This window comes from Pollutimonas harenae, assembly GCF_004153685.1.
GTDB lineage: Bacteria > Pseudomonadota > Gammaproteobacteria > Burkholderiales > Burkholderiaceae_B > Pusillimonas_C > Pusillimonas_C harenae.
In genome coordinates this window covers 1,171,127-1,193,271 of sequence record NZ_SDQD01000001.1, presented here as the reverse complement: position 1 = coordinate 1,193,271, position 22,145 = coordinate 1,171,127, and the positions used below count along the sequence as shown (strand labels likewise).

General features: G+C 58.0%; 19 protein-coding genes and 1 riboswitch. Of the genes, 11 read left to right on the top strand and 8 right to left on the bottom strand.

The window, feature by feature from the left end; translation table 11 throughout:
* Positions 1 to 13: 13 nt before the first annotated feature.
* Positions 14 to 3,787: a methionine synthase gene (gene metH, locus ERD84_RS05660; RefSeq protein WP_130038620.1), complete on the bottom strand. Its 3,774-nt coding sequence runs from the start codon at positions 3,785 to 3,787 to the stop codon at positions 14 to 16.
* Between the two features lie 196 nt (positions 3,788 to 3,983).
* A riboswitch (cobalamin riboswitch) is annotated at positions 3,984 to 4,157 on the top strand.
* A gap of 124 nt (positions 4,158 to 4,281) precedes the next feature.
* Between metH and ERD84_RS05655 the strand changes: the two genes are divergently transcribed.
* The 6 genes from ERD84_RS05655 (at position 4,282) to ERD84_RS05630 (ending at position 11,076) form a co-directional block, all read left to right on the top strand.
* Positions 4,282 to 6,165, top strand: coding sequence for a TonB-dependent receptor domain-containing protein (locus ERD84_RS05655; RefSeq protein ID WP_130038619.1), 1,884 nt, complete (start codon positions 4,282 to 4,284; stop codon positions 6,163 to 6,165).
* A gap of 25 nt (positions 6,166 to 6,190) precedes the next feature.
* Positions 6,191 to 7,099, top strand: coding sequence for a cobalamin-binding protein (locus tag ERD84_RS05650; RefSeq protein ID WP_130038618.1), 909 nt, complete (start codon positions 6,191 to 6,193; stop codon positions 7,097 to 7,099).
* 198 nt (positions 7,100 to 7,297) lie between these two features.
* Positions 7,298 to 8,095, top strand: a complete 798-nt coding sequence (locus tag ERD84_RS05645; RefSeq protein ID WP_130038617.1) for a thiazole synthase — start codon at positions 7,298 to 7,300, stop codon at positions 8,093 to 8,095.
* Positions 8,096 to 8,101: 6 nt separating this feature from the next.
* Complete coding sequence (gene thiD, locus ERD84_RS05640; protein WP_130038616.1) at positions 8,102 to 8,923, top strand: bifunctional hydroxymethylpyrimidine kinase/phosphomethylpyrimidine kinase; 822 nt, start codon at positions 8,102 to 8,104, stop codon at positions 8,921 to 8,923.
* A gap of 125 nt (positions 8,924 to 9,048) precedes the next feature.
* Positions 9,049 to 9,729, top strand: a complete 681-nt coding sequence (locus tag ERD84_RS05635) for a protein-L-isoaspartate O-methyltransferase family protein (protein ID WP_130038615.1) — start codon at positions 9,049 to 9,051, stop codon at positions 9,727 to 9,729.
* Positions 9,730 to 11,076 carry a TolC family outer membrane protein gene (locus ERD84_RS05630; protein ID WP_130038614.1) on the top strand — a complete coding sequence of 449 codons (1,347 nt, stop codon included), beginning with the start codon at positions 9,730 to 9,732 and terminating at the stop codon, positions 11,074 to 11,076.
* Positions 11,077 to 11,126: 50 nt separating this feature from the next.
* On the opposite strand, the gene rfaE2 is transcribed toward ERD84_RS05630, so the two are convergent.
* From rfaE2 to ubiE, 6 genes are all read right to left on the bottom strand, one after another.
* Positions 11,127 to 11,609, bottom strand: a complete 483-nt coding sequence (rfaE2, locus tag ERD84_RS05625) for a D-glycero-beta-D-manno-heptose 1-phosphate adenylyltransferase (protein ID WP_130038613.1) — start codon at positions 11,607 to 11,609, stop codon at positions 11,127 to 11,129.
* 28 nt (positions 11,610 to 11,637) lie between these two features.
* The gene (locus tag ERD84_RS05620; RefSeq protein WP_130038612.1) at positions 11,638 to 12,489 is read right to left on the bottom strand and encodes a ferritin family protein; all 852 of its coding nucleotides are present in this window, start codon (positions 12,487 to 12,489) and stop codon (positions 11,638 to 11,640) included.
* Positions 12,490 to 12,618: 129 nt separating this feature from the next.
* Complete coding sequence (gene ubiB, locus ERD84_RS05615) at positions 12,619 to 14,172, bottom strand: ubiquinone biosynthesis regulatory protein kinase UbiB (RefSeq protein WP_130038611.1); 1,554 nt, start codon at positions 14,170 to 14,172, stop codon at positions 12,619 to 12,621.
* Between the two features lie 3 nt (positions 14,173 to 14,175).
* Positions 14,176 to 14,820, bottom strand: coding sequence for a ubiquinone biosynthesis accessory factor UbiJ (locus tag ERD84_RS05610; protein WP_245150612.1), 645 nt, complete (start codon positions 14,818 to 14,820; stop codon positions 14,176 to 14,178).
* Between the two features lie 130 nt (positions 14,821 to 14,950).
* Positions 14,951 to 15,880 (bottom strand): Tim44 domain-containing protein, encoded by a 930-nt coding sequence (locus tag ERD84_RS05605; RefSeq protein ID WP_130038610.1) that lies wholly within the window; start codon positions 15,878 to 15,880, stop codon positions 14,951 to 14,953.
* A gap of 179 nt (positions 15,881 to 16,059) precedes the next feature.
* On the bottom strand, positions 16,060 to 16,845 hold the full coding sequence (ubiE, locus tag ERD84_RS05600; RefSeq protein ID WP_130038609.1) for a bifunctional demethylmenaquinone methyltransferase/2-methoxy-6-polyprenyl-1,4-benzoquinol methylase UbiE: 786 nt from the start codon (positions 16,843 to 16,845) through the stop codon (positions 16,060 to 16,062).
* A gap of 228 nt (positions 16,846 to 17,073) precedes the next feature.
* Here ubiE and phoB point away from each other — a divergent pair, with 228 nt between their 5' ends.
* The 5 genes from phoB to ERD84_RS05575 all read left to right on the top strand — a co-directional run bounded on the left by phoB (position 17,074) and on the right by ERD84_RS05575 (position 21,405).
* The gene (gene phoB, locus ERD84_RS05595; RefSeq protein WP_130038608.1) at positions 17,074 to 17,775 is read left to right on the top strand and encodes a phosphate regulon transcriptional regulator PhoB; all 702 of its coding nucleotides are present in this window, start codon (positions 17,074 to 17,076) and stop codon (positions 17,773 to 17,775) included.
* 59 nt (positions 17,776 to 17,834) lie between these two features.
* Entirely contained in the window at positions 17,835 to 19,130 is a 1,296-nt protein-coding gene (gene phoR / locus ERD84_RS05590) for a phosphate regulon sensor histidine kinase PhoR (RefSeq protein ID WP_130038607.1), read from the top strand.
* A gap of 121 nt (positions 19,131 to 19,251) precedes the next feature.
* A complete protein-coding gene (locus tag ERD84_RS05585; RefSeq protein ID WP_130038606.1) occupies positions 19,252 to 19,683 on the top strand; it encodes a VOC family protein in 432 nt (143 codons plus the stop codon).
* 7 nt (positions 19,684 to 19,690) lie between these two features.
* Positions 19,691 to 20,422: a 5-oxoprolinase subunit PxpB gene (gene pxpB, locus ERD84_RS05580; RefSeq protein ID WP_130038605.1), complete on the top strand. Its 732-nt coding sequence runs from the start codon at positions 19,691 to 19,693 to the stop codon at positions 20,420 to 20,422.
* Entirely contained in the window at positions 20,419 to 21,405 is a 987-nt protein-coding gene (locus ERD84_RS05575; protein WP_130038604.1) for a 5-oxoprolinase subunit C family protein, read from the top strand. The genes pxpB and ERD84_RS05575 overlap by 4 nt, the downstream gene beginning before the upstream one ends.
* Here the strand turns inward: ERD84_RS05575 and ERD84_RS05570 are convergent.
* Complete coding sequence (locus ERD84_RS05570) at positions 21,385 to 22,140, bottom strand: 4'-phosphopantetheinyl transferase family protein (protein WP_130038603.1); 756 nt, start codon at positions 22,138 to 22,140, stop codon at positions 21,385 to 21,387. The genes ERD84_RS05575 and ERD84_RS05570 overlap by 21 nt on opposite strands.
* Between the last annotated feature and the right edge of the window lie 5 nt (positions 22,141 to 22,145).

Below are 22,145 nucleotides of genomic sequence, written 5' to 3'. Positions count from 1 at the left end.
GCCTGGGCCGCCTTTACCTTAAGGTGCTGGCCAGGCTGCGCCGCACATCGTCTTCGTCGCGACCGCTACGCTGTACATAGTCTTTTACCTGGTCATCGCCAATATTGCCTACATTAAAGTATTGCGACTGGGGGTGGCTGAAGTAAAAGCCCGACACACTGGAAGCCGGATACATGGCGTAGCCTTCTGTCAGCTGCATGCCAATCTCCTCGGCATCCAGCACCTCGAACATATCTTTCTTGACCACGTGCTCGGGGCAAGCCGGATAGCCGGGAGCCGGGCGTATGCCCTGGTATTTCTCGGCAATGATTTCTTCGTTGCCAAGCGACTCGTCGGGTACATAGCCCCACAGATCACGGCGCACACGGGCATGCAGACACTCTGCAAACCCCTCGGCAAGCCGGTCGGCGATAGACTTGAGCATGATGCTGGAGTAATCGTCGTTATCGTCCAGGAATGCCTTGTCATGCTTCTCTATGCCCAGGCCGCCAGTTACGGCAAACAGACCTATATAGTCGGCAATACCGGTTTCTTTGGGCGCAATGTAATCGGCCAGGCATTTGTTGTCGACACCTTCACGCTTGACCGTTTGCTGGCGTACATTGCGCCAGGTGAACAGCACTTCGGAGCGGGATTCATCGCGATAGACTTCAATGTCCTCGTCGTTGACGGTATTGGCCGGGTAGAAAGCCACTACACCACTGGCCGTCAGCCACCGTCCCTCTATGATTTTCTTGAGCATGGCCTGGCCCTCGGCGTAGATCTTGCGCGCCTGCTCACCCACGACCTTGTCATCGAGAATGGCGGGAAACTGGCCAAACAGGCTCCAGGTCTGAAAAAAAGGCGTCCAGTCGAGAAACTGCACGACTTCCGACAAATCGTAGTTCTGAAAGGTACGCCGACCAATGAACTTGGGCCGCGGCGGCGTATAGTTGGCCCAATCGATCTGAGGCCGGCCCGCGCGCGCCTCGGCCAGGCTGACCAGGGGTGTCGCCTTGCGATTGGCATGGCGGGTGCGCACCAGCTCGTATTCCTCGGCTACCTCGGCCAGATAAGTATCGACCTGGTCCGACATCAGATTGGTGGCTACACCCACTGAACGACTGGCATCGGGAACGTAAATAACGGGTCCGTCGTAGTTGGGGGCAATTTTTACCGCCGTATGCACACGACTGGTGGTTGCGCCGCCTACCAGCAGCGGCAACTTGCGACTGCTGAAGTATTCATCACGCTGCATTTCCGATGCGACATAGGCCATTTCTTCCAGGCTGGGCGTAATCAGCCCCGACAGGCCGACCATATTGCAGTTTTCTTCCTTGGCCTTGGCCAGGATCTCGGAACACGGCACCATCACGCCCATATTCACGACTTCGAAGTTATTGCACTCGAGCACGACAGACACAATATTCTTGCCTATGTCGTGCACGTCGCCCTTGACCGTGGCGATGACGATCTTGCCCTTGGAGCGCACATCGCCGCCTGCCGCTTCGATCTGGCGCTTTTCCTCTTCGATGAAGGGAATCAGATGCGCCACCGCCTGCTTCATGACCCGCGCCGACTTCACTACCTGCGGCAGAAACATCTTGCCCGCGCCGAACAGGTCGCCGACGATATTCATGCCGTCCATCAACGGGCCTTCGATAACCTGTATGGGGCGCCCGCCCTCTGCAGCGATTTTTGCCCGCACCTCTTCAGTGTCTTCGACTATGAAGGCGGTAATGCCATGCACCAGCGCATGCGATATGCGTCCCTCGACACCCTGTTCACGCCAGGACAGATCTTCTTCCTTTTTGGCACCCGAACCTTTGATGGTTTCGGCCAGCTCCACCAGCCGTTCAGTGGACGTCAGTTCGTCGGCCGGGTCGGTCTTGCCCAAGGGCTCGGCCCTGTCGAGCACCACGTCCTCGACCATGTCCAGCACTTTCTTGTCGATATCCTGGTACACGCCCAGCTGCCCGGCGTTGACGATGCCCATGGTCATGCCTTGCTGTATGGCGTAATACAGAAAGACCGCATGTATGGCTTCGCGCATGGTTTCGTTGCCACGGAAGGAAAAGCTGACGTTGGAAACACCACCCGACACCCGCGCGTGCGGCAGATTCTGCGTGATCCAGGCGGTGGCTTCGATGAAGTCCACCGCATAGTGGTTATGCTCCTCAATGCCGGTGGCGATCGCGAACACATTGGGATCGAAAATAATATCTTCTGGCGGGAAGCCGACTTCATCGACCAGAAGGCGGTAGGCACGCTCGCAGATATCCTTGCGCCGCTGCAGGTTATCGGCCTGGCCCTTTTCGTCGAATGCCATGACGATGGCGGCAGCCCCGTATTTGCGGCACAGGCGCGCATGCTCAAGAAAAGCGGCCTCGCCCTCTTTCATGGAAATCGAGTTGACCACTGCCTTGCCCTGCACACAGCGCAAGCCCTGTTCAATCACTTCCCACTTGGAGCTGTCCAGCATGATGGGAACCCGCGCGATGTCGGGCTCGGATGCAATCATGTTCAGGAAACGGCGCATGCACACGGCCGAGTCCAGCATGGCTTCGTCCATATTGATGTCGATGATCTGCGCACCGTTTTCAACCTGCTGGCGCGCGACCGTCAGTGCCTCATCGTATTTTTCTTCGCGTATGAGGCGCAGGAACATCTTGCTGCCGGTTACGTTGGTGCGCTCGCCCACGTTCACAAACAGAGAGTCTTCGTCGATATTCAAGGCTTCCAGCCCTGACAGCCGGGTCTTGACCGGCACCTGTGGAACCTGGCGCACCGGCAGGCTGGCCACCTTGTCGGCAATCGCACGAATATGCTCGGGCGTGGTACCGCAGCAGCCTCCAGCCATGTTGACCAGTCCTGCCTGCGCGAATTCTTCCAACAGGGATGAGGTGTCTTGCGGGGTTTCGTCGAAACCGGTCTCGGCCATGGGATTAGGCAAACCCGCGTTCGGATAGACGCAAACATAGGTATCGCAGATTTTCGACAACTCGGCCACATAAGGGCGCATGAGAGCCGCCCCCAGTGCACAGTTAAGACCTATGGTGATGGGGCGGGCATGACGTACCGAGTTCCAGAACGCCTCGACAGTTTGCCCCGACAGGATACGGCCCGAAGCGTCGGTAACCGTGCCGGAAACCATAACGGGCAGGCGCACGCCACGCTCTTCAAACACTGTTTCCACTGCAAAAATGGCCGCCTTGGCATTGAGCGTGTCGAAAATGGTTTCGATCAGGACGATGTCGATGCCGCCGTCGAGCAAGCCATTCAGCTGGTCGGTGTAGGCATCGCGCAACTGCTCAAACGTGACGTTGCGCGCGGCGGGGTCATTCACGTCGGGGGAAATGGACGCAGTCTTGGGTTGCGGCCCCAATGCCCCGGCGACAAAGCGCGGACGCTCGGGTGTACTGTATTCATCACAGGCGGCACGCGCCAGCCTGGCCGATGCCACATTCAGCTCGTAAGCCAGTTCAGGCAGGCCGTAGTCGCCCTGTGCGATGGCAGTAGCACCAAAAGTGTTGGTTTCGATGACATCTGCGCCCGCTTCCAGATATTGACGATGGATATCGGTAATGATGTCAGGGCGGACCAGCGACAACAATTCGTTATTGCCCTTGACATCCTTGACATGCTCGGCAAAGCGCTCGCCCCGGAAATCCGTTTCGCTGAGCTTATATTGCTGAATCATGGTGCCCATGGCGCCATCAAGAATCAGAATGCGCTCGCCCAGCAGACGCGCAAACTCGGAACCCTGCGTATAAGCAGAAAGCGGATATGGTAAAGAAGGATAAGACACTCGGCTGACCCGTTTGATGAGTATTGGACGCAAGCACTCGAAGGCAACCACATGCCCCACAGGGCGCGTCCGGACTGGATGAAATAGTTCTCTATTGTATCGCCGGAGGCTACCGCAGCCATTCAGGCAGGCCATGGCCCGGAAAATATGCCATGAATGCACCCACCTTCGGCTGTGATATATTCGCTTACGGAAGAGGTGCTTTCGGTTTGTGAAAGGCGACGCCATGTCAATCATGCCGCTCCACACACTGCGAAAGTCAAATGGGAAACAGCCTTCGCGCCTGCCTGTCTTTGCAAGTCAGGCCCGAACAATCTGTGCTGCCCCCGCAACGGTAAGCATGCCAAGCATGCCAGCCCGATACCAGCCTTATCCGCCCCTTGGTCCACTTTCAGGCAACAAGTTGTTGGCGGCATCAACGCCCGTCCAGGCTTGGCCCGGAAATGTTTTTTCTGTTTGCAACGTGCGGGGACGCACGTTATTCAGGGCTCATCATGTATTTCACACCCAAACGGCAAATCCTTGCCGTGCTTTCCTGTTTCGTTGCCGCTACGGCCCACGCTCAAACCACCCCTCCTCCCCAGCTCGACAATATCGTCGTCACGGCCAGCCGCAGCCTGCAGCTGGAAAAGGATGTGATCGGTGATGTAACACTCATCAATAAAGCGGATCTTGAGAAAGAAGGCCAGAACAGCGTGGCCGAGATACTGGCCAAGCAGCCTGGAATCCAGATTAGCAACAATGGTGGCCCACAAACCGCTACAAGCGTCTTTCTGCGCGGTGCACCTTCGCAGCATACTCAAGTGCTGGTCGATGGCGTTCGCATTAACAGCCTGACAACGGGAGTGAGCAACTGGAACGCCATCGATCCGGCATTGATCGAACGAATTGAGATTGTGCGTGGCGCCAGTAGCAGCCTGTATGGTTCGGGCGCAATCGGAGGCGTCATCAACATCATTACCAAGAAAGGCGGTGAAGACCGGCCTTTGAGCGCCTGGACCAATATCGGCTACGGCAGCTATGACACCTTCAAGTCGAGTGTAGGTTTTTCTGGTGCCCAGAACGGATGGGACTACGCTCTGTCGAGCAGTATGGCAGACAGCAGCGGCTTCAGTGCCACCAACGAAATGGCGGGCCCGTATACGTATGACCCGGATGCTGACGGTTACAGCCAGCACGCGCTCTCCGGATCACTGGGCTATCGCTGGGCGGCCGGCCAGCATATCGGGCTGACTGCCTATAACGGATATATCAGCGGCGATTTCGATGCCGGCCCTGGTCCCATTCGTACCCTCACGCGACAGCAGGCATACAACCTGACCAGCACAAACAATCTTACCGACTACTGGCAAAGTATCTTGCGCTTTGGTTTTTCCAAAGAAGCCATCGACAACCGCATACCCGGCTTTGACTCCACTGCGGGTAGTCTGCAACGCTCCTACACCTGGCAAAACAATTTCGAGTTCCTGGAGCACCAGCAGCTATCGCTTATTCTGGAAAGGCTCGAAGAACGAGTAGAGGGCGAATCAAACTATCTGGCCAACCGCCGCGATACCAACTCGGCAGGCCTGGTATATCGTGGCGATTTCGATGCGCATCATCTGCAGGCCAGCGTGCGCAACGATAATATTACGAGTTACGGCAACGAAACCACTGGTAGCCTGGCCTACAACTTTGACTTGACCGACAACTGGCGTATCGGCCTTGCGGGCAGCACGGGCTTTCAGGCGCCCACATTTGCCTATTTGTACGCACCGGATACGCCCGCGTCCTTCTGGGGCCCCAGGTACCAGAACAATCCCAATCTGAAACCGGAAAAGTCGCGCAATATCGAAGCCAGCATCCAATACAATACGGACACGACCCGACTGGGCCTGGTCGTATATCAGAACAAGATCAAAGACTTGATCGTAGGGTCGGTTTTCGACCCACTGATCAGTGCCAACACCGCCCAGAACATCAATCGGGCAACCATACGCGGCATTACCCTGACGGCCGAGCAAGTCGTTGGCAACACCACCTTGCGCGCAAGTGCCGACTTCATGAACCCCGTGGACGACGAAACCGGCGACCAGCTTATTCAGCGTGCCAAACGCGTCTTTCACCTGAGCGCCGAGCACCGGCTCAATGCACTGCGCTTAGGCGCCGAATACCAGTTCACAAGCAAACGCTACGACAACGACTTCAATACCTTCCCGGCGGAGCGGGTTACCCTGGGCGGGTATGGCTTGGTAAACTTGACGGCAGCCTATGATTTCAGCAAGAACGCCAGTGTGCATATTCGCTGGAACAACCTGCTGGACAAGAATTACGCCAATGTATACGGCTACAACACGGCTGGTTCAAACGTGTTTGTAAACCTATCTTTGCGGATGTAGCACATGAGGCACGGGGATGTAGCACATGAGGCACGGCGCAGGTAGCCGCATGCTGCATAAGGCATTGATGGCGCTGATGGGCATCAGCGCGCTCTGGCCGGTATGGGTGCCCCCGCCTGTAGCGGCCGCCGTGCCTGCACAGACGAATTCCGCGCCCGCCAGCGACACTTCCTCCATACGCATCGTCACCCTGGCGCCGCACATCACCGAGCTGGTCTTTGCGGCGGGCGCAGGCGACAAGATCGTAGCGACCGTACTCAGCAGCGATTACCCACCCGCCGCTCGTGACATCCCCAGAGTAGGCAATGGGCTGGAAGTCAGCGTGGAAAGAATCCTTGCGTTCCAGCCCAGTGCCGTCATCACGTGGCAGCCTCAGGGGGTAGCACAAGCGCTGAGCCCCGCTTTGTCCAGACTGAATATTCCGCTGCTTCTCTCACGCCCGGGCAGGCTGCGCGACATTCCTGAAGAAATTATCCGCTACGGTCAGCTGTTCAACACACAAGATCAGGCTAATGCTGCGGCACAAGCCCTGACACAGCGCCTGGATACGCTCGCCCGGCAATATGCGCAAAGAACGCCAGTAACGGTCTTTATTGAAGTGGGCACTTCCCCCCTGTACACCATAGGCGCCGACCCTTTGTTGAATGATGCACTGCGGCTATGCGGCGGCATCAATATTTACGCAAACTCCAGCGTGGCGGCACCACAAGTCAGCGTGGAAAGCATATTGGTCCAGCGCCCTGACGTGGTCATTACGCCGGCTAGAAATCGGGCGGCGCAAGATGAAGCCCGCCAACGTTGGACGGCACTGCAATTGCCTGCGGCCGTGAACGGGCATGTGTACATGATTGATCCCGATACCTTGTTTCGGCCCGGGCCGCGCCTGGTCGACGCCACCGAAGCGCTATGTCGCGCACTGGACCAGGCGCGCTAAACCAGCGCAGGCCCAACACACCCCGGCGCCTGTTGATCGGGGCAGGTTTTTGCGCTCCTGGCCTGACGCAAGCGGCTCAAATGGATTATCCTTTCATATTGCCTTGTCACCAGACTGTCATCACACGCAGCCCACCAGGCATAAGCATACAGCGTCAGGCGTTCCCGCCTCGCCAAACCACCAACACGCAGCACACACATGAACCACGCAGATACTCTTGATATTGCAGGACGCCAATACCACTCACGCCTTTTGGTTGGCACGGGCAAATACAAAGATTTCGAAGAAACCCGCCAGGCCATTGATGCCAGTGGTGCTGAAATCGTTACCGTTGCCATACGCCGGACCAATATCGGCCAGAACAGCAACGAGCCCAATTTGCTCGATTTTCTGCCACCGTCAAAGTTCACCATACTGCCCAACACGGCTGGTTGCTTTACCGCTGACGACGCGGTGCGCACCCTGCGCCTGGCACGCGAGCTGCTCGACGGCCATGATCTGGTCAAACTCGAGGTTCTGGGCGACAAAGATAACCTTTTCCCCAATATGCCCGAAACCCTGGACGCCGCACGTACGCTGGTCAAAGATGGATTCAAGGTCATGGTGTATTGCACTGATGACCCCATCCAGTGCCGCATGCTTGAAGACATAGGCTGCGTGGCCGTCATGCCGCTGGCCTCGCTCATAGGCTCGGGCATGGGCATACTGAACCCCTGGAATCTGCGCCTGATCATCGACCAGGCCACCGTGCCGGTTCTGGTCGACGCCGGTGTCGGCACTGCCTCTGATGCCGCCGTGGCCATGGAGCTTGGCTGCGACGCCATTCTGATGAATACCGCCATAGCCGGCGCCCGCAACCCCATCCTGATGGCCAGCGCCATGAAAAAGGCGGTTGAGGCGGGCCGCGAAGCCTTCCTGGCCGGCCGTGTACCGCGCAAGCTATACAGCGCCGACCCAAGTTCGCCTGCTGAAGGCCTCCTCGAGCCCCGCAAGTAAAGTGCCATGATCCCGAATACGCTTTCCATAGCTGGCGTCGACCCCTCCGGCGGCGCTGGCGTCCTGGCCGACATCAAGACCATGAGTGCGCTGGGTGCATACGGTACTGCTGTCATTGCTGCCCTGACAGCGCAGAACACCCATGCCGTAACCAGCATTTGTCCTGTACCGCCCGACTTCGTAGCCGCCCAAATCGACACTTTGTTTGCCGACGTACGCATAGACGCCGTAAAAATCGGCATGCTGGGCCAGCAATCAGTCACCCGCGCGGTGGCCGACCGCCTTGCCCACTGGAAGCCCGCTCACCTGGTGCTGGATCCGGTCATGGTAGCCAAAAGCGGCGATCATCTGCTCGAGCGTACCGCCGTCAACGAGCTGCGCGAAAGCCTGCTTCCTTTGGCCAGCATGATTACTCCCAATCTGCCCGAAGCGGGTGTACTGCTGTCGGCGTCGCCAGTCGAAACGCTGAAAGAAATGCGTCGCACGGCCGAGAAACTACGTCGTCTGCTGAACGACTCGGGCGAGCGCTGGGTATTTCTTAAAGGCGGCCACTTGCCGGGCAATGACACCATTGATGTGCTGCATGACGGCGACCGCCTGATAGAACTACCCGGTCAGCGTATCGACACCCGCAACACCCACGGTACCGGCTGCACTTTGTCGGCCGCCCTGGCTGCGCTGCTGCCGCAGGTCAACGACGTACCCGAAGCTGCCAGGCAGGCCAAGGACTACCTGGTCAAGGCCATCGCCCGGTCTGGCGACCTCCAGGTAGGCACAGGCCACGGTCCGGTGCAGCATTTCCATGCCTGGTGGCCAACACCCAAATAAACCCCGCTGATACTATTCGCTATGCAAATACGCTATAGTAGGCATAGGGTGCTCGACTGCCGTCCAGCCTGCTCGAACGCCCAATACAATACTATTCTTTACCCTTGTTTTTATTTGTAGAAGCCATGAACGTTACTGCCCTGTCAGATATCGAACGCGCTCGATTCAATATGATCGAGCAGCAGATCCGTCCCTGGGAAGTACTGGACGCAAGGATCTTGCAGGCGCTGTTCGAAGTCCAGCGCGAGCGCTACGTACCCGCTCCCATGCAGGGCCTCGCCTTCTCCGACGTTGAACTGCCCCTGATCATCAATTCAGTCGACACCCGCGAGAGCATGCTGACCCCCAAGGTCGAAGCCCGCCTGGCTCAGGAACTGCAGCTCAAGCCCACTGACTGCGTGCTCGAAATCGGCACCGGGTCGGGCTATCAGGCCGCCTTGCTGGCCAAGTTGTCGCAACAAGTCACCAGCATCGAGGTCGACAGCCGCCTGGCCTGCTTTGCCGTCGAAAATTTGCAACGTAATCAAGTCGGCAATGTCAATGTTGAAACCGGCGATGCGCACGCGGGCTGGGGCACCACCGAATACGACGCCATACTGATTACCGGGTCGGTTCCTAGTGTGCCCGATGCCCTAAAGTACCAGCTGCGCGTTGGCGGTCGGCTTGTAGCTGTTGTCGGCCAGGCTCCTGTCATGACAGCCTGCCGTATCACTCGCACCAGTGCAGCCAGCTTCGAAACCGATCGCCTGTTCGATACGCTTATCAAGCCTTTGCGCGGTACCACCGTCACTCAATTCAAATTCTAAATGGTACGGGCCGGACACGCCCGGCTGGGCATTGCCCTGCTGCTTGCCGCTTGGGCCAGCCCTGGTCTTACCCAACAAAGCCAGACCCAGGATTTGCTGGAAATCTGGCAAATGGCGGTTCAACGCGACCCCATCTATGCCGCCAGCCAGGCCGAACGCAACGCCGAGCAAGAAAAAATCCCACAGGCACGAGCACAATTGCTGCCTTATGTGACGGCGGATGGCGTAGCCGAGCAGAATGATCGCCGCCGCATCAGCGGCCTGAATGACAATAATGGCGAAGGCCGCGCCCTGTGGTCCCTGACCCTGACTCAGCCCATTATTGACCTGAGCGCCTGGGGCGGGCTGCAGCGCGCCGAATATGTTGCCGGCCTGGCCGACGTTCAACAGGCCAATGCCTATCAGGAGCTGATACTGCGGGTTGCGCAAGCCTATTTCGATGTGCTGGCCGCTCAGGACACGCTGCGAGCGCTCAAGGCAGAAAAAGAGGCTGTCGATACACAATTGCGAGCCGCCCGCCAGGGCTTCGAGCTGGGCAGCACCACCATTGCCGATACCTACGAAGCACAGGCGAGACTCGACCTGATCAACGCCAGTGAGCTGCTGGCTGAAAATGTGTTGCAACTGAGCGTGGATCAGCTCGCCAGGCTCATCAACGAGCGGCCAGGAAAACTGGCTACCTTGCCCTCCAACACAGTCTTGCCCAGCCCCGCACCCAACCGGCTGACTGACTGGGTCGAGCAAGCCAGGCATAGCAGTCTGACCGTGACTCACGCCGAACTGGCAACCAAAATCGCCGAGAAGCAGATAGACATCGCCAAAAGCGAGCACTATCCGCGCCTGAGCCTGCAAGCGCAAACCGGTAGCGCCACCGACCGGGGTTTGTACAACACCGACGGCGGCCCACGCTCGCTCAACAGCAGCATTGGATTGCAGCTGTCCATCCCGATCTTTACCGGTGGAGAAATTTCTTCCGTCGTCCGCGAGCAGACCTCACGCCTGCAAAAGGCACGCTATGAGCTCGAGAATGCAAAGCGCCAGGCAGTGCAATCAACACAGCGACATTTTTCAGGGGTTACATCCGGTCTGGCGCGTATCAGTGCTCTGCGTGCGGCCGAACAATCCAGCCTTGCATCGCTGCAGGCCAATAAAACCGGCTACGAAGTTGGTGTACGAATCAACATCGACGTACTCAATGCACAGCAGCAACTGTTCGAAACCCAGCGCAGTCTGGCACGTGCCCGCTATGACACCCTGATGAACGGGCTGCGACTCAAGGCCAGCAGCGGCGTCCTGACTGATCAGGACATCGTCGCCATCAACGAGCTGCTCTCAGCCCACCCCTGACAGCGCCACGCGCACAAGATACGGTGCGCTGTGCAGCAACAAAGCAGACTCTAGCCGCGTATCTTGCCAATCAGCGATGTGGTCGATCGCTGGAACTCGAAGGGAATAGCCACGGCTTTGCCTCCCCAACGCTTGACACTGGCAGTCTCGGGCAAGGTTTCCATATCGTAGTCGCCCCCCTTGACGATCACATCGGGCCGCAACGCTTCAATTAGCGCCTGCGGTGTGTCTTCGTCAAACTCGGTGACCACGGTGACGCAGGCCAGGGCGGCCAGCAAGGCGGCCCGATCAGCCTGATTGTTCAGGGGCCTGTCGTCGCCTTTGCCCAGACGCCGTACCGACTCGTCGGTATTGATGGCCACAATCAGGCTTGCACCCAATTGTGCGGCCTCGTCGAGGTAGGTGACATGCCCACGATGCAGGATATCGAACACACCGTTGGTGAAGATAATAGGACGCGGCAAGGCACCGGCCCCTACAGCCGCCACACAGTCGGGCCGCGACAGTATTTTCGATTCGAATCTGGCAGTCATGACGCGACTCTGGTGCCTTGCCCAGCGATCAGGCCGGCGTAGCCGTCTTGATCAATTCCTTGCGGTAGCGATTCAGATCCTGCACAGTATTGAAAGTAGTGTCCATGAGCAGCGACATATTGTGCAGTATGCGGGTGCTGACTTTGGTCTCCCACTCGTTATCGAAGCAGATCTGGTTGTCGAGCCAGTTTTCCAGCCAGCCGGGCGATGGCAATTTGGACTGCACCGTATCTTGCGGATAAAGGTCTTTGTTGACATGCAGGTTGGTTGGATGCAATGCCTGAGGTGTGCGATGGGCCGACGCCATCAGGACACCAATCTTCGAAAAAGCGATACGGGCATTATGGCCGAACTCTTTTCCTTGATGAACCAGGGCGCGCTTCATGTAGCGCAAGTAAGCGCCGGCATGGCGTGCCTCGTCTTGCGCAATGATTTTGTAAATGGATTGGATGACCGGCTCGGTATGCCAGTCAGCAGCGCGCCGGTACCAGTGATTCAGGCGAACCTCACCGCAAAAATGCAGCATCAGGGTTTCTTGGGCAGGTGCGGGATCGAACTCGAAGCGAACCTTGTGCAGCTCTTCTTCGGTCGGTACCAGTTCAGGACGGAATCGGCGCAAGTATTCGATCAGGGCCAGGGAATGTTTTTGTTCTTCGAAGAACCAGATTGACATGAAGGCGCAGAAATCACTGTCGTCGCGGTTATCGCGCAAAAACATTTCGGTGGCGGGCAAGGCAGCCCACTCGGTGATGGCATTCATCTTGATGGTGTACGCCTGATCATCGGACAGCTTGCTGGCGTCGAAATCGTCCCAGGGAATATCACTACTCATATTCCAGCGCACGGCTTCCATTGATTTGAACAGTTCGGGGTAAAGCATAGGAATCTCTCTTAAGTAACGGAGGAAGCTCCGCTAAAGGGGCGCCATGTGTACCGTGGCACTATATGTCAGGCTGTTAACAGGAATATTTCAGCACGATTTTATGTATAGGTCGCAATTATGGCCTGCTCAACGGGTCAAGGCCCAGATGGCGGTTCCCAGGGCAACCGCCAGAATAGAGCACAACACCACCAGCAAGCGATTTGTGTGCTCCTGGGCACGCCGCATGCGCTCGAGTTCCAAGTTTAACCCAGGGCCGGTATCGGGACGATTCAGGTTGGCATGCACCAATCTGGGAATCTGTGGCAGCAACTGCGCCCATTGGCTGGCTTCCTTGTCGAGCTGCTTGCGCAAACCGGCCAGGCCTATGCGGTCGTGCATCCATTGTTCCAGATAAGGCTTGGCCGTCTTCCATAAGTCCAGCGTGGGATCGAGTTCACGCCCCATGCCTTCTACGTTCAGCAAGGTTTTTTGCAAAAGCACCAGCTGAGGCTGTATTTCGACATTGAAGCGGCGCGAGGTCTGGAACAGACGCAATAAAACCTGCCCCAGCGAAATTTCGGACAGAGGCCGGTCGAAATAGGGTTCGCAAACAGCGCGTACGGCGCCTTCCAGCTCTTCTTCACGGGTTGTAGGCGGCACCCAGCCGGACTCGATGTGCAGCTGCGCAACCCGGTGGTAATCGCGCCTGAAAAAGGCCAGGAAGTTTTGTGCCAGATAGTTTTTATCGAACTCGGAGAGCGAGCCCACAATACCGAAATCGAGGGCAATATACTGGCCCAGGGTGGCGGGTTCGTCGGAAACGAATATATTGCCGGGGTGCATGTCCGCATGAAAAAAGCCATCGGAGAAGACTTGCATGAAGAATATCTCGACCCCTTTTCGGCCCAGCTCGCGGGTATCGATATTGGCCTGCTTCAGGCGTTCGACCTGGCTGACTGGTATACCCCGCATGCGCTCCATGGTGAAGACGGTGGTGGCACAGAACTCCCACACAACTTCTGGAATCAGCAGCAGATGTTCGCGGCCTGTTTCGGGCGAAAAATTGCGCCGTAACTGGCTGCAATTGGACGCTTCGCGTATCAGATCAAGTTCATCATGCAGGTAGTTGTCGAATTCAGCGACGACCTGGCGCGGTTTCAGGCGCCGCCCATCAGCGGCCAGGCGCTCGACCAGCCCAGCCAGTACACGCAGCAGGGACAAGTCTTTTTCGATGATGTCGCGCATGCCCGGACGCAAGACTTTGACCGCAACCTCGCGGCCGTCATGCAAGACCGCAAAATGCACTTGAGCAATCGAGGCCGACGCGACCGGGTCGGTTTCAAAGTGCCTGAACAGTGTATGAGGCGATGCACCGAGTGCCTCTTCGATCATGGCGGCCGCCTTGTCGGACGGAAAAGGCGGCACACGATCTTGTAGCAAGGCCAGTTCAATGGCGATATCGAGCGGGATCAGGTCTCGCCGTGTAGACAGTACCTGGCCGAATTTGACGAAAATGGGACCCAGCGACTCAAGTGCCAGGCGCAAACGCACGCCGCGCGGCGTTTTGGGTGCCCTGCCAAAGCGGACGACGCGCAACAACCCATAGGCGACGGGATGCTTGATTCCAGACAGTACCAGTTCATCGAGACGGTATCTGAGGGCAACGAAAAGAATATGCAGCAGACGGAACAAGGTGAACATGAGTCAGGCCTCGCGTACCGAATGCGGCGCAACGGCCGAAACACGACGATCGAGCTGGTCGAGCCGAAGGCGTATGGCCTGCAGCTTTTCCGACCAGTCGTCATACGCCGGCCGATTGGCCAGCAAGGCGCTTTCTTCGATCAGGTATTCGCTGGCATTGCCCGCCAGGCGCGACGTCGCCGTCTGCACACCTGTTTTTAATGCATCGGCGGCTTGCACCATACGGGCTGCGGCAACATCGCCCACCACCTGCGACAAGTCGTCTTCTATGTCCCAGCGTAGATCCCGAGCCAGCTCAGACACCACTTGCGCCAGTCCGGCATCGCCTTCGACATGCAGCAGCTCAGTCAACAGTGAAGGATCGCGGGCGCGCAATACGCCTGGCAATTCGGCCAACTGGTTTGCGGGAATGGTGAGCGTAACGTTAGGCACCACCGCCCTATCGGATGCCTGAACCAGACCATCTGCCTGTATGGACAAACCCATGGTGATGCTGCCCACTTTGAAGCCGACGGTTTTCCCCGCATGTCGGCTTAGCCGGTCGCGCGCCCAACTCTCGCGTTGCAAGAGCTTGTTCAGCATGCGCGCATAGACAGCTGCAGGGGTAAGAAAGGACGGCAAAGAAAGCATGGTATGAGTGGCGGACAAACCGTGTTGCAGGCAAGAGTCCCAGTTTAACGGTTTTAAGAAGAAACAATGGGCCGCCCAGCGGCGACCCATTCTTGCTCCTGGTATCTGTTGCCCTTGATAGACCCTGGCAAATACCGCTTGAACCTGCTTAGCTGGCGTACTCTAGCGGTATTTGCTGAATGCCGGCCAGCAACCAGCCTGCGTTATCGGCCTTGTACAGATTCCAGACCTCTTCGAAGCGGAAGGCTTCGGCGTCTTTGGACTCGCGCAGCATGCCGGAATAACGGACGCTGGCCAAGTGACCACCCGATACCGCTTCTATGCCCAGGAGTTCTGCATTAAGCAAGACGACCTCGGTCACATTGCCTTCGGTGCGTGTCATCAGTTCAGGTTTGATCTCGGCAACAAGATCGTCAGTCATGTAGTCGGTCAGCCGGGTCAGGTCGCCGCTATCCCAGACTGCCTGGATTTCAATGAACTGGGCCTTGGCATTGGCCAAAAAGGTGGGCGTATCGAAATCGCCAGGAATGAACCAGCTTTGATCGACGGGGGCTGCCGGCACAGCAGCCGCAGCCGCTGTGGCTGCCGATGCAGCGGGCTGGCCGGCCTGTTGCCAGGCATTTTGCGATGGTGCGTTTTCGCGGTTCATGCCTGCCTGCTGCATGGCGGGACGCGCAGCATCACCACGCAGGCGACGCACGATGTACATGACGCCAAAGACCAGCAAGCCGATCAGCACCAGGCTGGACATGAACTCAAGAAACGCGCCCGACAGGCCCATGCTGGACAGCAAGGCCGCAATACCCAGGCCAGCGGCTATGCCGGCAATAGGCCCCAGAAAGCGCGACATACCGCTTTTGGCCGTCGTGCCTGCCGCAGCCGCGGTGCTGCGTGTTGTCGTGGAAGTAGTGGGAGGCGTGACAGCCTGGCGCTGCTGGGTAATATTGGACGATTGACGACCAAAGCTGCCGCCGCCGCCCATCCGGCGCGCTTCAGCGTCGAACGAAGCCGTCAGCATCGCCCCCGCCGAAAAGACAAGCATGGCTACCGCGAGCAGCCGGGAAAATCGCTGGGACATGTAGTGCTCCTTTATGCATCGCGCCCCGGCGCAATGCAGATATATTTGATTTAAGCCGCCGCAGTTGTTGCCTGACGGCCAAGCTTACTGGAAGCTGAACATTAGCACAAAGTTGGACACGCTGGCAGAAAATTAGTTCACAAGCGGGAAAAACGCGGGCACCATGCACCCGCAAGTGCCTAGCCCAGGTTCACGCCTTCGTGCAGGGCAACTACCCCGGCGCTCAGGTTGAAATACCGCACGCGCGACAAACCCGCGTCTTCGAGCATGCCAGCCAGCGTATCCTGGTCGGGGTGCATGCGTATGGACTCGGCCAGGTAACGGTAGCTTTCTTTATCGCCTGCTACTTTCTGGCCCAGCCAGGGCAGAATATTGAAGGAATACCAGTCGTAGACGGGCGACAGCGGCTTGGCCACCCGTGAAAATTCCAGTACCAGCAATTTGCCACCCGGCTTCAATACACGTCGCATCTCGGCCAACGCATGCTCTTTGTGCGTCATGTTGCGCAAGCCAAACGCCACGCTGACCCGATCGAAGTAGCCCGAGGGAAACGGCAGTTTTTCGGCGTCGCAGACAGTGGTGGGCAGCAACAGGCCCTGGTCGGCCAGGCGATCGCGGCCCACACGCAGCATGGAGTCATTGATATCGGTCAGCCAGACCTCGCCGCTGGCGCCCGCCTTCTTGGCAAACGCACGGGCCAGGTCGCCGGTACCGCCGGCGATATCCAGGACTTTCATGCCTGGCCGCACGTCGGCACGGCCTACCGTAAAGACTTTCCAGGCGCGATGCAGGCCCATTGACATCAAGTCGTTCATGACGTCGTAGCGCTGGGCCACCGAATGGAAAACCTCGGCCACCTTGCCGGCCTTTTCTGTTTCAGCTACGGTTTGAAAGCCAAAGTGCGTACTGGCCTGGGACGGGTCTGCCGTTGCGTCGGCCTGAGAAGAAGAATGGGTATTTTGCATGGTTTGTTAATCGTACATCATTATCCGTACCGGGTCGTGATGCAAGTCAGGCCCGGGGCGTCAAAATGCCACGCTCGGCCGCCCAGCCCAACAATTTTCACAAACCTGTCACAATCACGCCATATTATGTGAGGCATCGCAGCGTAGCCGTCCCTCAGGGGTCCGGGCGTTCCGCCATTAGCGGCTTTCATCAGAACCTGTTTACCTAACGTACTATTAACACGCGCCATGAGCACTACCATACTCGTTGTAGAAGATGAGCCTGCCATCCAGGAGCTTATTTCCGTGAATCTGTCTTTTGCCGGTCACAAGGTGCTGCGCGCCTTTGACGCCGAGCAAGCCCAGACCCTGATCAGGGCGGAACTTCCCGATTTGATACTGCTGGACTGGATGCTGCCGGGTGCGTCAGGTATTACTCTGGCCCGCACACTCCGCTCCGACGAGCGTACACGGCATGTGCCGGTCATCATGCTCACAGCCAAGGGCGCTGAACATGACAAGGTCGAAGGCCTGGAAGCTGGCGCCGATGACTACATCACCAAGCCTTTTTCACCCAAAGAGCTGATAGCACGCATCAAAGCCGTGCTGCGTCGGCGCGCCCCTCAACTGACCGATGACCTCATCCAGATTGGTGGCCTCAAACTGGATCCGGCCACTCACCGTGTAACAGGTGAAGGGCACGCGCTGACCGTCGGACCAACCGAGTTCCGTCTGCTACACTTTTTCATGACGCATACTGAAAGAGTGTTTTCGCGCGCCCAGTTGCTGGATCAGGTCTGGGGCGACCATGTTTTTGTGGAAGAGCGCACGGTGGATGTCCATATACGCCGCCTGCGCAAAGCCCTGGAGCCCGCCAAGCTCGAGAACCACATCGAAACAGTACGCGGAGCCGGGTACCGCTTCACTGCACAATTGCCCAACCCCTCCTGAGCATTACCCGGAAGCACCCTGCCGAAAGCACTTGCCCTGGGGCCTGAACCGTTGTCATCATGATAAAAACCGTTATTTCCATAGGTTTGTGGGCAATACTTGGCTGGGCTTGCGGGTCCTGGCTAGGAGTCCATGTGGGCTGGGGCATTTTCGCCCTGGGGCTGGTCTGCATGATTCTGATCAGTGGTTGGCAACTGGCACTGATAGAACGCTGGACAGCCAGCATCGAAGCCCCGCCCCCCCCATCGGTAGGGCCCTGGGACAACATCCTGGCCACCATTTATCGCAAGCTGCGTAAAGACAAGCATGAAATCGACTCGCTGAACCGGTATGTCGATAGCATTATGCTGGCAGCCGAGGCCTTGCCCGACGGCGCCATCACCCTGGACGAGTCCATGCACCTCATCTGGGGCAACAAAATGGCCAGCGAACATCTGGGCCTCGACCTGAAATCTGACCGCAACTACAGCATTTTCAACATACTGCGCGCACCGGAGTTTGCACGCTACGCCCGCCAGATGGACTGGCCTGCACCCCTGTTGCTGCACTTGACCAGCGATGGTCACGAAAAAGCGCTGCTGGTACAGCTCACACGCTACGGCCTGGGGCAGTTCCTGGTTGTCACCCGCGACGTCACCCAGGTAGAAAAGCTGGAAACCACGCGCAAGGATTTCGTCGCCAATGTGTCGCACGAACTCCGTACGCCCCTGACGGTGCTGTCCGGCTTCCTGGAAACCCTGCACGATATGCCGGACGAATCCTTGAGCGATGAACAGCGGCAGCGCTACCTGGCGATGATGCTGGAACAGGCACAAAGAATGCAGGCAATCGTGGAAGACCTGCTGACCCTGTCTACACTGGAATCCTCGCCCTCGGCCGAAGGCAGGCCGGTACGCCTGAGCGCGATCATCCACAACACCTTGCAACAAGGCCGTGTCCTATCGAACGGCCAGCATGTCTTCATTGAAAACATAGACGACACTCTTTGCGTGGACGGCATAGAAACCGAACTTGCCTCGGCGGTATCGAATTTGCTCACCAACGCCATCCGCTACACGCCGAAAGACGGCACAATTACCGTAAGCTGGTATGTCACGGAACAGGGTCACGCCTGTTATTCAGTACAAGACACCGGCATCGGCATTGCGGCACAAGACATTCCCCGACTTACTGAACGCTTTTACCGCGTAGATCGCGGACGCTCCCGGGCAACCGGTGGTACCGGGCTGGGCCTGGCCATTACCAAGCACGTGGCCATGCGGCACAATGCCGAACTAAGCATACATAGCCGCTTTGGCGCCGGCAGCCTGTTTTCGGTAATTTTCCCGCCAACCCGGGTCAGCAAGGCCGACTGACTGACCAGGCCCATCGCCCATAAAAAGGCATGGGGCAAAGCTGCGCAAAAACACATAAAATGACTGCCTGCACGCCGTTGGACTCACGACGCCGGCGACCCACCCCTAGATGGAGCATCTTATGTCCGCAAGCACTACTTTGCCACCCTTCCACTTGGCCTTTCCCGTACACGATCTGGCTGCGGCGCGCGCCTTTTACGGCGACTTGCTGGGCTGCCCCGAAGGGCGTTCATCCGATCAATGGGTGGACTTCAATTTCCACGGCCATCAAATTGTTGCCCACCTGTCGCCCGACGAATGCGGCAGTACGCAAACCAGCAGTGTCGACGAGCACAACGTGCCTGTACGCCACTTTGGCGCAGTGCTCGAAATGTCTGTCTGGCAAGCGCTGGCCAAGAAGCTGCAAGATGCCGGTACCAAGTTCGTGATCGAACCTTATGTGCGCTTCAAGGGCGAAGCGGGCGAACAAGCCACCATGTTCTTCCTCGACCCATCGGGCAACGCGCTGGAGTTCAAGTCCTTCAAAGACCTCGACTCCCTGTTCGCAAAATAAAGCACGCATGGCTGGTCTCACCGAAACCGGCAAACCTGACTGGCGCATCGTCCCTCAGGGCGACCGGACCCTGCTGCTGGTCTTTGGCGAGCAGATCGATATCGAGACGGGACGTCGTTGCGCTCGGGCGGCTGCCGCCCTGCGCGCAGCCAATATTCCGGGCGTCAGCGATATCGTGCCTTCATTCAATCAGCTTGCCCTGCATTATCAACCGGGCCTGCCCGACACCATCGATCGCCATACGCAGCTGATATCGGCCATACAAAAACCACTGCTGGCGGCACTCGCGGACCCAGCCCAGGCCGACACCTCACGCCAAATAAAGATCCCTGTCTGCTACGGTGGCGAACATGGCCCCGATCTGGAGCATGTGGCAGAGCATTGTGGGCTGACTCCAGAGCAAGTCATCCATTTGCACAGTCATCAGCCGGCGTATGTATTCATGCTGGGCTTTGCTCCGGGCGCACCCTATATCGGCGTGCACGACACAAGGCTGGCCATAGGCCGTCGCGCCACACCGCGCACTTTGCTGCCGGCCGGCTCGGTCGCCATTGCCAACCTTCAGACCATGATCTACCCCAACGCCTCGCCGGGCGGCTGGCATGTCATAGGCGCGACGCCAGCCGTGCTGTTCGATCCGGAACAAGAACCACCCACCTTGTTAGCGCCTGGCGATACGGTAAGCTTTGTTCCCATCAGCCCAACGGAATTCCAGGCCTTGAAGGACAAGCAGACATGAGCATACTGGTTATCAAGCCCGGCATGCTGTCCAGCTTTCAAGACCTGGGGCGTACAGGCTACCAGCATCTGGGCGTGCCGGTAGGCGGGGCCATGGACAGCCGGGCTCATCGCTTGGCCAACCTGCTGGTAGGCAACGACGAAAACGAGGCAACGCTGGAGGTCACACTGACCGGGCCCACGCTGCGTTTCGATGCACCCGCCTGCATCGCGATCTGCGGCGCCCAGCTAAACCCAACGCTAAATAAAGAACCCGTACCCAATAATCGCCCATTGATTGTTCGACGCGGCGACATCCTGGCATTTGGCGCCAGGGCAATAGGATTGCGTGCCTATATTGCCTGGCATGGTGGCATCGCATTGACGTCTGTAATGGCCAGCCACAGCACATATCTGCGCGGCGGCTTTGGCGGCTACCAGGGACGCGCCTTGCGCAAGGATGACACGCTGACGCTCAATGTCGATCTGCGCAAACATAATCTGGACGAGCTGGCGCACGAGTTATGGCAAATCAAGGTCTATCTGCCAAGCATATTGGGCATGAATCCAAAGTCGGCCATACGGACTGTGCGTGGCGCTCATGCACCTCTTTTTACGGATGCGTCCGTCCAGAGTTTTTTTTCGGACGAGTATCAGATAAGTCCGCAATCCGAGCGTATGGGCTACCGGCTGCAAGGCACCGCACTGAAACTGCTCAGCACCACCCAACTGCTGTCTGAGGCAACCAGTTTCGGCAGCGTGCAGGTACCGCCAGACGGCAAGCCCATTATTTTGATGGCCGACCGCCAGACCACGGGCGGATATGCCAAGATAGCCCATGTCGCCACCGTAGACCTGCCTTTTATTGCCCAGGGCATGCCCGGCGAAACCCTGCGTTTTATGGAAATCAGCCTGGAACAGGCTCAGCAACTGGACGCCCGGCACGAAGACGCTTTTGCCCACCTCAGGCTGAGCCTGGCGCCACTACGCGAGCTGTTTGCCTGAAAGGCCGAGCGAGGGCTCATGCACCGCCAGGGCCGCCGCATAGCCCAAGGGCGCATCCAGCGGCACCAGGCGGAAAACGCCAGACTCGCCCATCTGAACACAGCAGCCCGCGTCAGGAACACCGCCTGGAAAACGGCCCACCTCCAACGCTGACAGGCCCAGCCCCAGACCTCGACCTGTCGCCTTGACCAAAGCCTCCTTGGCTGTCCAGGTGGAAAAAAACACAGGGGCACGATCGGCAGGCGGCAGGACAGCCCAACTGTCTGTCTCGGCGGGCGACAACACCATGCGCGCCAAAGCATCCAGGTCTGCCGTTTCGCGTTGCCGCTCGATATCCACGCCAACCGACAAGCCTTGGGCAACCGCCAGCAGCGCATAGTCGCCCGAATGAGCGATATTGAAGCAACAAGCGGCGGCGTCGCGCAGCGACGGCTTACCATAACAACCATAATCAAAAACCAGCTCCTGGGGGGACGTCTCAAGCACCTCCCCCAGCAGCATGCGCAGGACCGCCCGGGCCTGGATATAGTGCCGGCGAGCCGCCGGCGCTATAAAAGCCCGGGCGCGTTCCAACTCGTCTTTGGACAACAGCGAAAGCAGTGCTTCCTGCGTCCCGGCATCATCCACAAATTGGTACAGCCAAGCCCGCACATGCCCGGGTGCGACCCGCATGCCGGCCGAACGCAATGCCGGCATGCTGTTCACTATCTGGAGGTACAGGCCGTCTGGCGCCATGGGCT